This window comes from Streptomyces sp. NPDC001970 (assembly GCF_053594115.1).
This window is the reverse complement of sequence record NZ_JBSFDW010000010.1, coordinates 1-13,463: the sequence shown is the minus strand read 5'-3', so window position 1 is coordinate 13,463 and position 13,463 is coordinate 1. Positions and strand designations below refer to the sequence as shown.

Annotated in this window: 11 protein-coding genes; 7 read left to right on the top strand and 4 right to left on the bottom strand. The window is 71.3% G+C overall.

The window, feature by feature from the left end; genetic code table 11:
* Positions 1-48 precede the first annotated feature (48 nt).
* Entirely contained in the window at positions 49-669 is a 621-nt protein-coding gene (locus ACWCP0_RS14770; protein ID WP_451079196.1) for a TetR/AcrR family transcriptional regulator, read from the bottom strand.
* 158 nt (positions 670-827) lie between these two features.
* Here ACWCP0_RS14770 and ACWCP0_RS14765 point away from each other — a divergent pair, with 158 nt between their 5' ends.
* From ACWCP0_RS14765 to ACWCP0_RS14750, 4 genes are all read left to right on the top strand, one after another.
* Positions 828-1,652: an urea amidolyase associated protein UAAP1 gene (locus ACWCP0_RS14765; protein WP_451079195.1), complete on the top strand. Its 825-nt coding sequence runs from the start codon at positions 828-830 to the stop codon at positions 1,650-1,652.
* The gene (locus tag ACWCP0_RS14760) at positions 1,649-2,242 is read left to right on the top strand and encodes an urea amidolyase associated protein UAAP2 (RefSeq protein ID WP_451079194.1); all 594 of its coding nucleotides are present in this window, start codon (positions 1,649-1,651) and stop codon (positions 2,240-2,242) included. The genes ACWCP0_RS14765 and ACWCP0_RS14760 overlap by 4 nt, the downstream gene beginning before the upstream one ends.
* Positions 2,239-5,790 (top strand): 5-oxoprolinase/urea amidolyase family protein, encoded by a 3,552-nt coding sequence (locus tag ACWCP0_RS14755; RefSeq protein ID WP_451079193.1) that lies wholly within the window; start codon positions 2,239-2,241, stop codon positions 5,788-5,790. The genes ACWCP0_RS14760 and ACWCP0_RS14755 overlap by 4 nt, the downstream gene beginning before the upstream one ends.
* A gap of 96 nt (positions 5,791-5,886) precedes the next feature.
* The gene (locus ACWCP0_RS14750; RefSeq protein WP_451079192.1) at positions 5,887-7,521 is read left to right on the top strand and encodes an allophanate hydrolase; all 1,635 of its coding nucleotides are present in this window, start codon (positions 5,887-5,889) and stop codon (positions 7,519-7,521) included.
* 35 nt (positions 7,522-7,556) lie between these two features.
* Here ACWCP0_RS14750 and ACWCP0_RS14745 read toward each other — a convergent pair whose 3' ends face one another.
* A complete protein-coding gene (locus ACWCP0_RS14745; RefSeq protein WP_451079346.1) occupies positions 7,557-8,045 on the bottom strand; it encodes a hypothetical protein in 489 nt (162 codons plus the stop codon).
* A 183-nt stretch (positions 8,046-8,228) separates the two neighbouring features.
* Positions 8,229-8,966: a VOC family protein gene (locus ACWCP0_RS14740; protein WP_451079191.1), complete on the bottom strand. Its 738-nt coding sequence runs from the start codon at positions 8,964-8,966 to the stop codon at positions 8,229-8,231.
* 527 nt (positions 8,967-9,493) lie between these two features.
* Here ACWCP0_RS14740 and ACWCP0_RS14735 point away from each other — a divergent pair.
* From ACWCP0_RS14735 to ACWCP0_RS14725, 3 genes are all read left to right on the top strand, one after another.
* A complete protein-coding gene (locus ACWCP0_RS14735; protein WP_451079190.1) occupies positions 9,494-10,198 on the top strand; it encodes a VanZ family protein in 705 nt (234 codons plus the stop codon).
* A 68-nt stretch (positions 10,199-10,266) separates the two neighbouring features.
* Positions 10,267-10,962 carry a response regulator transcription factor gene (locus ACWCP0_RS14730; RefSeq protein WP_451079189.1) on the top strand — a complete coding sequence of 232 codons (696 nt, stop codon included), beginning with the start codon at positions 10,267-10,269 and terminating at the stop codon, positions 10,960-10,962.
* Positions 10,955-12,034: a sensor histidine kinase gene (locus ACWCP0_RS14725; RefSeq protein WP_451079188.1), complete on the top strand. Its 1,080-nt coding sequence runs from the start codon at positions 10,955-10,957 to the stop codon at positions 12,032-12,034. Before ACWCP0_RS14730 ends, ACWCP0_RS14725 begins: the two co-directional genes overlap by 8 nt.
* 323 nt (positions 12,035-12,357) lie before the next feature.
* Here ACWCP0_RS14725 and ACWCP0_RS14720 read toward each other — a convergent pair whose 3' ends face one another.
* Positions 12,358-12,984, bottom strand: a complete 627-nt coding sequence (locus ACWCP0_RS14720) for a hypothetical protein (RefSeq protein WP_451079187.1) — start codon at positions 12,982-12,984, stop codon at positions 12,358-12,360.
* Positions 12,985-13,463 lie beyond the last annotated feature (479 nt).

Below are 13,463 nucleotides of genomic sequence, written 5' to 3'. Positions count from 1 at the left end.
GCCGGACGGGCTCGAAACACGCCCGGGGCGGCAGGGGCACCGCCCCTGCTAGCCCACGATCCGCAGCGCCGCATCCGCCGTCGCCGACGCGAACGACGCCAGCGGGCGGTCCGGGTCCGAGCGGTGGACGAGGATGACGCCCTCGATGAGGCCGAAGACCAGGTCCGTGCGGAGTGAGAGTTCACTTTTGTCGAGCGCGCGCCCCGGCCCCGTGCCGGCGAGCAGCTGCCCGTATGCGTCCTTCAGGTCCGCCCGCACCCGATGGAACCCGGCGAAACGTTCCGCCTGGATCTCGGGGAGCAGATACAGCATGCCCAGGTTGTGCGGGCCCCCGCACAGCAGCTCGACGTCCGAGCGGCAGAGCTCCCACAGCCTCTCCTCCGCCCCGCGCTCGTCGTCCGCGAGGAGCCGTCGCGCCAGGGCCAGCGACGGTGTGACCGTCGATTCGAGGAGCTCCGAGAGGAGATCCTCCTTGCCGCCGAAGTAGTGGTACATCGTGGCCTGCCGCATCCCGGCGCGCTCGGCCACGACCCGGGTCGTCGTCGCCGCGTACCCCCGCGTCGTGAACAGCTCCGCCGCGGCCGCGAGCAGCTCCTCGCGCGCGGACAGCCCGCTGTCCGGCCGCTGCTCCGCGCGCGGTCGTCCGACCTTCCGTCCCGTCGTACCCATGTGGCCGATCGTCCCACACGCAGACGGCGCCGGGATCTTGGTGAGCGTTCGGTTACGCCCCGGCAATGCACGTGCAATCGCACGGAAGTCCCGTCCTCCTAATTTCTGTCGCACGACAGAAATGAACCCGAGACGCGCGAGCCGGAGGTACCGCCACCATGGCGACTGCGACGACACACGGAGCCCGGGACCACGCCCGCGCCCAGGAGGGCACCCGCGCCGAGGCCATGCCCGTGGTACCCGCCACGGACTGGCCGGCCCCGCCCTGCGCCGCCGGGCATCTGGTCTGGGCGGAGACCGTGGCGGACGGCAGCTACACCCACCGCGTCCTGGCCCGCGGCACCGAGCTGCGCCTCACCGACCTCAGGGGCGACGCCTGTGCGCACCTCGTGCTGTATGCGGACGGGCGCCCCTGGGAGCGCCTCAACACCGCGGACACGGTCAAGGTCCAGTGGAACGCGTACCTCACCAAGGGCCGGCTGCTCCTCTCCGGCCAGGGCCGCGTCCTCGCCTCCCTCGTCGAGGACACCGGCGGCCGCCATGACGCGCTGTGCGGCACCTCGACGCTCGCACGGAACACCGCGCGCTACGGGGGCGGGAGCCCCGGGTCGCCGGCCCCCGCCGGACGCGAACTCCTCAAGCTCGCCGCCCTGAAAAACGGTCTGGAGCCCCGCGATCTGCCGCCTTCCGTCGCCCTCTTCCAGGGCGTGGAGGTACGGGACGACGGTTCGCTCGACTTCACCGGCTCGGCGGGCCCGGGGGCGTCCGTGACCCTGCGCGCCGAGCAGGACCTGACCGTGCTCATCGCGAACGTCCCGCATCCGCTCGACCCGCGGCCCGCGTACACGAGCAGCCCGCTGGAGGTCCTCGCCTGGCGCGCCGCGCCGACCGCGCCCGGCGACCCGCTCTGGGACGCCACCCCGGAGGGCCGCCGTGCCTTCCTCAACACCGCCGAGTTCCTCGCCGCCAGGGGGCAGTCATGACCGTCGTACCCGCCCGCTCCGCCTGGTCGGCGGTCGTCCGCCGGGGCGAGCAGCTCACCATCACCGATCTGCACGGCAACCAGGCCGTGGACTACCTGGTGTACGACGCCCACGACACCGCCGTCCGCTACAGCGCCCCGGACACGATCCACGCCCAGGGCGGCATCTTCCTCACCACCGGCAGCGTGCTGATGTCGAACGAGCACACCCCGCTGATGACGGTCACCGAGGACACCTGCGGCCGTCACGACACCCTCGGCGGCGCCTGCTCCAAGGAGTCCAACACCCTGCGCTACGGCCATCACACCTGGTCGCAGCACGCCTGCCTGGACAACTTCCTCGCGGAGGGCGCCCGGCACGGACTGACCGCACGGGATGTCGTGTCGAACATCAACTGGTACATGAACGTCCCCGTCGAGAAGGACGGGACGCTCGGCATCGTCGACGGAATCTCCGCCCCCGGACTGCGCGTCACCCTGCGCGCCGAGACGGACGTCCTGGTCCTGGTCTCCAACTGCCCCCAGATCAACAACCCCTGCAACGGCTTCGAGCCGACGGCGGTGGAGATGACCATCGAGGCCGCCGCATGACCTTCGACACGCCTCACGACACGACGTACGACACGGCTCGCGGCACGGCCTTCGACACGCTTCTCGTCGCCAACAGGGGCGAGATCGCCGTACGCATCATCCGTACGGCCCGGCGCCTCGGGATCCGCACGGTCGCCGTCTTCTCCGACCCCGACCGCTCCGCACGCCACGTCCGGCTCGCGGACGAGGCGGTCCGCCTCGGGCCGGCGCCCGCGAAGGAGTCGTACCTCGACGCCGATCTGGTGCTGAAGGCCGCGAAGGACACGGGCGCCGGGGCGATCCACCCCGGCTACGGCTTCCTGTCCGAGGACGCGGGCTTCGCCCGCCGCTGCGAGGACGCAGGACTGGTCTTCGTCGGCCCCACCCCCGCCCAGTTGGAGCTGTTCGGCGCCAAACACACCGCCCGCGTGGCGGCCGAGGCCGCGGGCGTCCCCCTGGCGCCCGGCAGCGGTCTGCTGCCGGGACTCACCGAGGCCCTTGCCGCCGCGGAGCGCATCGGCTACCCCGTCATGCTCAAGGCGACGGGCGGCGGCGGCGGCATCGGCATGCGGGCCGTGCACGATCCGGCGGGGCTCGCCGACGCCTGGGAGCGCGTGCAACGGGTGGCCGAGGCATCCTTCTCCTCGGCCGGCGTCTTCCTGGAGCGGCTCGTCGAGGACGCCCGCCATGTGGAGGTGCAGGTCTTCGGCGACGGGCAGGGCAGGGTCGTCACCTTCGGCGACCGCGACTGCTCCCTCCAGCGCCGCAACCAGAAAGTGGTGGAGGAGGCCCCGGCCCCCGGCCTGCCGGACCGGGTCCGTGAACAACTGGCCGAATCGGCCCGGGGGTTGTGCGCGAGTGTCGACTACCGCTCCGCCGGCACCGTCGAGTACGTGTACGACGCGAAGCGCGAGGAAGCGTACTTCCTGGAGGTCAACACCCGGCTCCAGGTGGAGCATCCGGTCACCGAGGAGATCCACGGCGTCGATCTCGTGGAGTGGATGCTGCGGCTCGCGCAGGGCGACCCAGGTGTCGTACGGGAGCCGGGCGCGCCACGCGGCCACGCCGTCGAGGCCCGGCTGTACGCCGAGGATCCGTCGCGGGGCCACCGGCCGAGTGCCGGACTGCTGACCCGGGTCGCCTTCCCCGACGACGTACGGGTGGACGGCTGGGTCGCGACGGGCACGGAGGTGACAACGGCGTACGACCCGATGCTGGCGAAGGTCGTCGCCCACGGGAACGACCGCGCCGAGGCGCTCGAGAGACTGGACCTGGCTCTCGCCGCCACCCGCGTCGACGGCATCGAGACCAATCTGGGGCTCGTACGGGCGGCGCTCGCCGACCCGGCCGTGCGCGAAGCCACCCACTCCACGGCGACCCTCGCGACCGTCACCGACCCGACGCCCCGGATCGAGGTCATGTCCGGCGGCACGCTCACCACCGTCCAGGACTGGCCCGGCCGCACCGGCCACTGGGAGGTCGGCGTACCGCCGTCGGGCCCCATGGACGATCTGTCCTTCCGCCTCGGCAATCGCGCACTGGGCAACGCCGAGGGCGCCCCCGGCCTGGAGTGCACGCTCCAGGGACCGGCCCTGCGCTTCAGCCACGCCACCACGGTGTGCGTGACGGGCGCGCCGGCTCCGGTCACGGTCGACGGCGAACCGGCCGCGCAGTGGCAGCCGTTCACGGTCCCGGCCGGGGCCACGCTCGGCATCGGGGCGCCGGCCGAGCACGGGCTGCGCACCTATCTGCTGGTCGCGGGGGGTGGGCTGGACGTTCCCGGCTTCCTGGGCAGCGCGGCGACCTTCACGCTGGGCCGCTTCGGCGGGCACGGTGGCCGGGCGCTCGTCACGGGGGATGTGCTGCACGGAGGCGCGGAGACGGACGCGGTGGCACCGGTGCCGCACGCCGACCGGCCCGCGTTCACCTCGGCGTGGGAGGTCGGCGCGGTCGAAGGTCCGCATGCCGCACCGGAGTTCTTCACCGAGGAGGACATCCGTGACTTCTACGCGGCCGACTGGAAGGTCCACTTCAACTCCGCGCGCACGGGGGTGCGCCTGGTCGGTCCGAAGCCGCGCTGGGCACGGACCGACGGCGGCGAGGCCGGCCTGCATCCGTCGAACATCCACGACACGCCGTACTCGGTCGGGGCGGTCGACTTCACCGGTGACATGCCGGTGCTGCTCGGCCCGGACGGGCCCTCGCTCGGCGGCTTCGTCTGCCCGGCGACGGTCCTGACACGCGAACGCTGGAAACTGGGGCAGCTGCGGCCGGAGGACGGGGTGCGGTTCGTGCCCGTGACCACGGACGGGGCCCCGCGCGCGGAGATCGTGGACGGCGGGGTCCTGGCGCGGCGCGACGATGTCACGTACCGCCGCAGCGGCGACGACAATTTGCTGGTCGAGTTCGGGCCGATGCAGCTGGATCTGGCCCTGCGGCTGCGGGTGCACGCCCTCGCCGAGGCACTGCGGGTCGATCCCCTGCCCGGGGTCATGGACCTGACTCCGGGTATCCGGTCCCTCCAGATCAAGATCGACCCGGCCGTGCTGCCGCTGGACCGGGTCCTCGCACACGTACGCCGCGTCGAGGAGGAGCTGCCGCCCGCCGACGCGCTCGTCGTCCCCTCCCGTACGGTCCATCTCCCGCTGTCCTGGGACGATTCGGCGACCCGCGAGGCCATCGCCCGCTACATGGCGGGCGTACGGGACGACGCGCCCTGGTGCCCGTGGAACATCGAGTTCATCCGCCGGATCAACGGCCTCGCGTCGGTGGACGACGTGTACCGGACGGTCTTCGACGCGGAGTACCTGGTCCTGGGGCTCGGCGACGTCTACCTCGGCGCACCGGTCGCCACACCCCTCGATCCGCGCCATCGCCTGGTGACGACGAAGTACAACCCGGCGAGGACATGGACCGCGGAGAACTCCGTCGGCATCGGCGGCGCGTATCTGTGCGTGTACGGGATGGAGGGCCCGGGCGGCTATCAGTTCGTGGGCCGTACAACCCAGGTGTGGTCGCCCTGGTCCGGGCCGCGACCGTGGCTGCTGCGGCACTTCGACCGCATCAAGTGGTACGCGGTGGGCGCGGAGGAACTGCTGGAGCTGCGCGCGGACATGGCGGCGGGCCGCTTCACGCCGCGCATCGAGGAGGGCACCTTCTCGCTCGCCGACCACCAGCGGTTTCTCGCCGGGCACGCGGACTCGATCGCCGGGTTCCGGGCGCGTCAGGCGGCGGCCTTCACGGCGGAACGGGAGGCCTGGGAGGCGGCGGGCGAGTTCGCCCGGGCGGAACGGGCGTCGGCTCCGTCCGCGGACGCACCGTCCGCGGAGTTCACCGCTCCGCCGGGCGGCCGGGTCGTGGAGGCGGAGTTCGCGGCCTCGGTATGGCAGGTGCACGTGGCCCCGGGCGACCCGGTCCGCGCGGGGCAGCCGCTGCTGGCGCTGGAGGCGATGAAGATGGAATCACGCGTCCCGGCACCGCAGGACGCCGTGGTCGCCGAGGTCCTGGTCGCACCCGGCGCCCAGGTCACGGCGGGCACGCCGCTGCTGATCCTGGCGCCGCGGGAGTGACGCCGTGTTTGCCGGGAGTACGCCACGTATACCGGAATTGACGCCACGTCCTATGTCACGCCGCACCCCGTCCCTTCCACCGAGGAGACCTGCGCCATGCCCCACCCCGCACTCCCCCGCGTCCGCGCCGCGTACGAACGCATCGCGCAGGTCGGCCGCCCCGAGGTGTGGATCACCCTGCGCCCGCAGGCCGACGCCGAGGCGGACGCCCGCGCGGTCGACGCCCGGCGCGAAGCCGGTGAGCACCTCCCGCTGGCCGGGACCGTCGTCGCGGTCAAGGGCAACATCGATGTGGCCGGACTGCCGACGACCGCCGGCTGCCCTTCGTACGCGTACCGGCCGGAACGGGACGCCCCGGTGGTCTCCCGCCTGAAGGAGGCCGGTGCGGTCGTCCTCGGCACGACCAACATGGACCAGTTCGCGACCGGACTCGTCGGCACCCGCTCCCCGTACGGGGTGGTGCCCAGCGGCCTCGACCCGGAGAAGGCCGCCGGGGGCTCCAGCTCGGGCTCGGCGGTCGCCGTCGCGCTCGGCATCGCCGATCTGGCGCTGGGTACGGACACGGCGGGCTCCGGCCGCGTCCCCGCCGCATTCAACGGCATCGTGGGGCTCAAGCCCACCCGCGGCCTGGTGCCGACGGACGGGGTGGTGCCCGCGTGCGCAAGCCTCGACTGCGTCAGCGTCTTCGCCCGTACGCTCCCGGAGGCGCGGCTCGCCCTGGCGGTGCTGGCGCGGGGCGGATCGCCGGTGGCCGCTCCCGCCCGGGTGCCCGGGCCCTGGCGGGTCGCCGTTGCGCCCACCGATCGGCTCGGCGAGCTGGACAAGGGCTGGGCGGAGGCGTATGAGCAGGCGGCGGCCCGTCTCGAGGCGGCCGGGTCCGAGCTTCGGCCGGTCGACATCGCACCGTTCACGGAGGCGGCGGCGATGCTGTACGAGGGCGCGTTCGTGGCCGAGCGGTACGCCGCGGTGGGTGCCTTTGTCGACAAGGGGACCCCGGATCTCGACCCGACCGTCGCCGGGATCATTCGCCGTTCACGCGACCTCCCCGCGTACCGGCTCTTCGAGGACCGTGAGCGGCTCGCGGCCCTGCGCGCCGCCGCGCTGGCCGGTCTCGGCGACGCGGACGCGCTCCTGCTGCCGACCACGCCGGGGCACCCCACGCTCGCGGACGTGGCGGCCGACCCCCTCGGCAGCAACGCCCGCCTCGGCCGCTTCACCAACTCCACCAACCTCTTCGACCTGGCCGCGGTCGCGGTGCCGGCCGGCGAGGTGGGCGGCCGCCCGTTCGGTGCGATGCTGCTGGGCCCGGCGGGCACGGACGACGCCCTGGCCACCATCGCCGCCCTGCTCACCCCGCCCGTGCGCCTGGCTGTGGTGGGCGCGCATCTGACGGGGCAGCCCCTCAACCCCCAACTCCTCGCGCTCGGCGCCCGGTTGCTCCGTACGACCACGACGGCGCCCCGCTACCGCCTGTACGCCCTGCCCACCGACCCGCCCAAACCCGGCCTCGTGCACGTCCCCGAGGGCGGCACCCCGATCGAGGCGGAAGTCTGGGAGCTTCCGGCGGAGGGCCTCGGCCGTCTCGTCGCCGCGCTCCCCCGCCCCATGACGATCGGCCGCGTCACCCTGGCCGACGACACCGCCGTGGCCGGCTTCCTCTGCGAGCCCGAGGCGATCGACGGCGCCGAGGACATCACGGCGTACGGCGCCTGGCGGGCCTATGGTGACTGAGCAGTCCAGGTGGCGCCGCTCGCCAGATCGAGCGCTCAGCCTGAGGCATCCTCCAGCGGAAGGTGGTCTCGGTAGTACGGCGAATCCAGCCACTCCTCCTTCACGAAGAGCGGACGCGTAAGGCGTGCTTCCCCGACCCGCTGTGAACGCAGAACAAGCCCGAGATCGGTCAGGGAAAGCGACTCGTCAGGGGTGTGAAGCACCCAGTTCCCATGCTCCGCGGCATGGTCCAGAGGAAACTGGTGGCCCTGCGCTGGATCGCTCCCTGCCAGCGGGAAGCCGGCCAGGAAGACCTGCCGACCGGTGACGGCATCCAGCGCGACGCATGCAAGCTTGCCCGCGTCGTAGAACGCCTTCACACCGTCCGGAAAGCCTTCCTGCCCGTACGGACCTCCAACCCGTGCCTGCGGCTCAGAGACCAGCAGTGCCTCGGCGACCTCGGCTGGAGACATCCCGAACTGCAGCGGCCCCACACCGGCTTCGGACCGCAGTTCCCAGCGCTCCCGCTCCCCATCTGGGCTCATCCATTCCACCCCTACCTCTGACCGGCCCGTATCCGTGTCCGTGGTTGGCGAGCGAGCTGATCTCGCCCCGACACGGGGCTCTCGCCGCCCGCATCCACCGGGACGCCGCAGCCCAACCCACCCGGGGGTCATGGCGCATGAGCGGACAGGGCTCACGTGTCGGGGTGTCGTTGAGGCTCCGCGTCAGGACCGGGCGAGGACACAGAACTCGTGGCCCTCCGGGTCGGCCAGGCACGTCCACGGGACGTCGCCCTGGCCGACGTCGAGGTCGGTGGCGCCGAGGGCCCGCAGCCGGGCCACCTCCGCTGCTTTCTCGTCACCGGGGTCCGGCACCAGGTCAAGATGGACGCGGTCCGGCACCGTCTTCACGCCAGTGCGGACGAACTCGAGATACGGGCCGACACCCTTGGCGGAGCGCCACACCGCATGATCGTCGGTCACCTCGTGCAGGGTCCAGCCCATCGCCTCGTCCCAGAACCGGGCCATGGCCCGCGGATCCGCGCAGTCGACCACCACCCGGGCGATCGGCCCGGTGTCCCGGTAGATCTCCCGAGGCTCCAGCACGCAGAACTCGTTGCCCTCCGGATCCGCGAGGACCGTCCACGGCACTTTGCCCTGGCCCACGTGGGCGGGCGTCGCACCGAGAGCCTGGAGGCGCGCGACCAACTCCGCCTGATGGGCCGCAGAGGTGGTGGCGAGATCGAGGTGCACACGGTTCTTTGTCGTTGTCTTGGGTTCCGGGACGGCAATGACGTCGACGCAGACGGTGACCGGGTCCAGCCAATCGAAGCCGACGGGTTGAGCGGCGGTCGCGCCGGATCCCTCGCTGGTAACACGCCAGCCGAGCGCCTCCGCCCAGAACCGGCCGACCGCCGAGTCATCAAGAGCCTTTATGTTCACCAGGACAGGTCGCAGTGCCATGCCGGCGACCCTATGCACCCGCTCTGCCACGACATCCGCACCGTCGCCGAACAGAGATCAACTCGCTCACGAGCCGCAATGCTCAGATCGCCAACTTGAGCGCTCAGCCCCGCCAGGTGAACTGCTCACTCGCCAGATGAAGCGCTCAGTCACACCCGGTGTGACTGAGCGCCATAGATGGACCGTCCGGCCAACTGCACGCTCACTCTCGCACCACGGGAAGGAAGTCGGGTGCGAGTGGTGAGGTCGCTCATATTGATCACGGTGGCGGTTCAGCTCAGCCGCAATGGTCCTCGGACCAGGGCAGATGTGCGGGCGTGACGGCGAGCTCGTCCTGGATGCTCGGCAGTGCGATGTTCACGGACGAGTCGTCCGGCACTGCGGTGGCTGGGCCGGCGCGATCACCAGCGGCGGGACCATCTCCATGGCAGCTTCAGCCAGTTCCTTGATGCCGGGGATTCCGTGTATCGCGGGCGTATCGAAAATCGCATACGCCACCGCAACGGCCCTCCGTCTCCAATGGGGGCATGAACCACAACGCATCCCTGCCAGCACCGCTCCGCCGCACGCGCAGGATCGTGCTCCTCAGCGTGGCGATCCTCGGCATGGCGAGCGCCGCGTTCGTCGTGCGGCGGCCGCTCATGATGTCCGCTCCGATGTGCATGGCCGGGCGGTGGCACGGCTGCTTCGGTACGTTCAACGGTGTGGTGCTCATGACGTTGGTCGCGCTGCCGTTGGCCGCGCTGGTGGTGTGGGCTCTGGCGCGCCGTCGGCGTGCCACCGGCGTCACATCGGCGTGGCGGATGTCGCTGGCCGAGGTGGGCATGGTCCACGGGACGGTGCCGTTCGTATGGATGACCATGATGCCGGGTGCCGGGGCCGGCACCGTCCCCGGCCGGGTGAGCCTGGTACCGCTGCGGGACCTGCTCACGATGGGGCCGGCCGGGATCGTCGGCAACCTGCTGATCTTCGCGGCGTTGGGGTTCTTCGCCCCGATGCGGTTCGCGGCGCTGGCGTCCGTGCCACGGATCCTGGCGCTCGGGGCGGGCTGCGCGGTCCTGGTCGAAACCGCACAGTACGTCCTGCGGCTGGACCGGGTGTCCTCCGTGGACGACGTACTGGTCAACGCCGCCGGCGCCGTGCTGACCGCGCTGGCGTCGCGCCGCTGGTGGCGCACTACGGCACAAGCGCCGTCGGACCAGCCTCGCCCTGCGCTGGCACCTGCAGGCTGAGTCGCGTGTCCGGTGTGCACACGTCTTTGCATACGTCGGCGATAGGTTGTGCTGCTTAGGCTTCAGACATGCGCGTACTGATCGTGGAGGACGAGCCCTACCTGGCCGAAGCCGTCCGTGACGGTCTGCGGCTGGAGGCTATCGCCGCCGACATCGCCGGCGACGGCGACTCCGCCCTGGCACTGCTCAGCTTCAACTCCTACGACCTCGCGGTCCTCGACCGCGACATCCCCGGCCCCTCCGGCGACGAGGTCGCCCGGCGCATCGTCGCCTCCGGCAGCGGCATCCCGATCCTCATGCTCACCGCTGCCGACCGGATCGACGACAAGGCTTCCGGGTTCGAGCTCGGCGCCGACGACTACCTCACCAAACCGTTCGAGCTGCGGGAGCTCGTCCTGCGGCTGAGGGCGCTCGACCGCAGACGCGCGTACGCCCGGCCCCCGGTCCGCGAGATCGCGGGCCTGCGGCTCGACCCCTTCCGCCGGGAGGTCTTCCGCGACCGACGCTACGTCGCGCTCACCCGCAAACAGTTCGCCGTGCTGGAAGTCCTCGTCGTCGCCGAGGGCGGGGTCGTCAGCGCTGAAGAGCTGCTTGAACGGGCCTGGGACGAGAACGCCGACCCCCTCACCAACGCCGTGCGCATCACCGTCTCCGCACTGCGCAAACGGCTCGGCGAACCATGGATCATCGCCACGGTGCCCGGCGTCGGCTACCGCATCGACACCGGCATGGACACCACCCACCCCGGCAGTACGCATGAATAGGCGCCCAGGGCTCAGCGCCCGACTGAAACTCACCAGCAGCTACGCCGGATTCCTCCTCCTCGCCAGTGCTCTCCTGCTGGCCGTGGTGTGGGTGTTCCTGCTGCGCTACGTACCCGACAGCCCCCGGGGCCTTCTCGGGATCGCACCCAACCGCTACCTCCTCCTGCGCACCTTCGCCCCCGCCGCGGCCGCAGCACTGGCCTTCCTCCTCGTGTTCGGCCTCCTGGGAGGATGGATTCTCGCCGGTCGGATGCTCGCACCCCTGACACGGATCACAGACGCGGCGCGGATGGCCGCGAACGGATCACTGTCCCACCGGATCCGCTCGGAAGGCCCCAAAGACGAATTCCGCGAACTCGCCGACGTGTTCGACACCATGCTCGAACAACTCGAATCCCACGTCACCGAACAGCAGAGGTTCGCCGCGAACGCCTCCCACGAACTGCGCACCCCGCTGGCAATCTCGAAGACACTCCTCGACGTCGCCCGCAAGGACCCCACGCGGGACCACGGCGAACTCATCGAACGCCTGCGCGCTGTCAATACGCGGGCGATCGACCTCACCGAGGCCCTCCTGCTGCTCAGCCGCGGCGACCGCGGAAACTTCACCCGCGAGAGCGTCGACCTCTCCCTCATCGCCGAAGAAGCCGCCGAAACGCTGCTTCCCCTCGCCGAACAACGCCGGATCACGCTCGACGTCACCGGCGGGGCGGCCCAGACCAGCGGCTCCGCGGAGCTCCTGCTGCGGATGGTGACGAACCTCGTCCAGAACGCCATCGTCCACAACCTCCCCGCCGGCGGCACCGTGACGGTCCACACCGAGGCGCACGGCGACACGAGCGTGCTGCGGGTCGAGAACACGGGCCGCCGGCTCCCACCGGAACTGGTACCGACCCTCACCGAACCCTTCCAGCGCGGAACGGAACGCGTACGCACCGACGAGCACGCCGGCGTCGGCCTCGGCCTGGCCATCGTGCACAGCATCGTCCGCGCCCACGACGGGACCCTCGATCTCGTCCCCCGCCCCGCCGGCGGTCTCCTCGTCACGGTTCGGCTTCCCGGCACGCCGTAGGCATCGTCCCCGAGCGGGGCCCGCTGGATCGTTGGCTGGAAGATCGGTGCAGGCCAGGGTGAGCGGTGCGTAGCCCGGGGCCTGCCCGGCGAGGGTGAGCGCAGCGGCTTCCGTGGGGGTGAGGCGGCAGACGGCCGCGACCTGCTGGGAGAGTGCTTCATCGAGGCGGACCAGGTGGTGGGCGGGCATCAGCGGGCCGGAGGTGAGCCGGCACCGGTGGGCGATGTCGAGCGGAGGGACCCCGATCCGGTGGGCGATGCGCAGGAGGTATCCCGGTAGCAGCTCACCAGGCGCCGGATCGAGGCTTCTGGGCAGGGGGCCGGTCATGCTGTTCCCGCCGCGGGTCCGGGGTCGTCGAAGGCGCCGTTGCGGTGCCGGCCGGAGCGGCGGACCGGCGGTTGGGGCGCCGGGTCTGTGGGCAGGGCGGGGATTTCGCCGGCCTGCGCGTCACGGCCGGGGGCGCCCGCGAGGGTGAGGGGGAGGCTGTCGACGAGGGTCTGGGTCAGGCATTCGGTCTGGTTGGTGATCGCTTCGGTGCAGCCGTCCTCGATGAGGCGTTCCAGCAGGCCGACGACGCCGTTCGTGCGGGCGAAGAGGTATTCCGGCATGCGGCCTTCGGTGAGCATGCCGGGCCGGGCGTTCAGTAGGCGTACCGCCCTTTTCGAGTCCGGCGAGATGGGTGATCCAGGCGGTGATCTTTCGTCGGTGTCGTAGCGGAAGCGGTCGAGTTCGACGAGGTCGAAGCGTCGCTCTGACTGCGTGGCCTCCAGGCCGTGTGCGGTGGCGTGACGGGAGGCCGGGAGCACGCTCTGTCCGGTCGCCGGGTCCAGGCGTCCTTCGCGCAGGAGGCCGGAGGCGGGGATGTCAACGCCGATCAGGACGAGGGTGACGTGCATGCTCATGAAGGCGCGGATCAGGTCGAGGGTGTCCTGGTCGTCGGCGCGGTGCATGCGCAGACGATCCACCGCCGGCCCAAGTTCCCTCAACAGGCTCCAGCAGCCCGTCCGCCTCTGACGTATACGGCAGAGCGAGATCCAGCAGGCCGCACTGGTGCGACCACACCGGTCCGGCGCCAGGCTCCACCACGCGCAACGTCGACTCCACGCGAAGAGCACAGCCCACTCGTCCGCCAAGGGGAGCCGAAACCCGGGAAAGCCCAGATCAGTGATGCGACGCGAGTACCCTGCGCGCCGACTCGGACGCTCAAGGGGCCAACTCAGCTGCTACAGGTGCCAACTGAAGCGCGCAGTCTCACCTATGTGAACGGGCTGACGCACCGCAGCGGAAAGGGCCCTGCACCGACGCGGTGCAGGGCCCTTGCCCCACCTCTAGCCCCAACGCCGTTCAGTTAGGGCGGAGTCGGGTGTGTCAAGAGGTGTCCGTGAGCATGGTGATGCTGATGGTGGCCTTGTAGGTGGTCCGGTCGATG

Excerpts from the sequence above, each read along its gene's own strand:
- ACWCP0_RS14770 (WP_451079196.1), bottom strand. The coding sequence starts at position 669 with ATGGGTACGACGGGACGGAAGGTCGGACGACCGCGCGCGGAGCAGCGG.
- ACWCP0_RS14765 (WP_451079195.1), top strand. The coding sequence starts at position 828 with ATGGCGACTGCGACGACACACGGAGCCCGGGACCACGCCCGCGCCCAG.
- ACWCP0_RS14760 (WP_451079194.1), top strand. The coding sequence starts at position 1,649 with ATGACCGTCGTACCCGCCCGCTCCGCCTGGTCGGCGGTCGTCCGCCGG.
- ACWCP0_RS14755 (WP_451079193.1), top strand. The coding sequence starts at position 2,239 with ATGACCTTCGACACGCCTCACGACACGACGTACGACACGGCTCGCGGC.
- ACWCP0_RS14750 (WP_451079192.1), top strand. The coding sequence starts at position 5,887 with ATGCCCCACCCCGCACTCCCCCGCGTCCGCGCCGCGTACGAACGCATC.
- ACWCP0_RS14745 (WP_451079346.1), bottom strand. The coding sequence starts at position 8,045 with ATGAGCCCAGATGGGGAGCGGGAGCGCTGGGAACTGCGGTCCGAAGCC.
- ACWCP0_RS14740 (WP_451079191.1), bottom strand. The coding sequence starts at position 8,966 with ATGGCACTGCGACCTGTCCTGGTGAACATAAAGGCTCTTGATGACTCG.
- ACWCP0_RS14735 (WP_451079190.1), top strand. The coding sequence starts at position 9,494 with ATGAACCACAACGCATCCCTGCCAGCACCGCTCCGCCGCACGCGCAGG.
- ACWCP0_RS14730 (WP_451079189.1), top strand. The coding sequence starts at position 10,267 with ATGCGCGTACTGATCGTGGAGGACGAGCCCTACCTGGCCGAAGCCGTC.
- ACWCP0_RS14725 (WP_451079188.1), top strand. The coding sequence starts at position 10,955 with ATGAATAGGCGCCCAGGGCTCAGCGCCCGACTGAAACTCACCAGCAGC.
- ACWCP0_RS14720 (WP_451079187.1), bottom strand. The coding sequence starts at position 12,984 with ATGCACCGCGCCGACGACCAGGACACCCTCGACCTGATCCGCGCCTTC.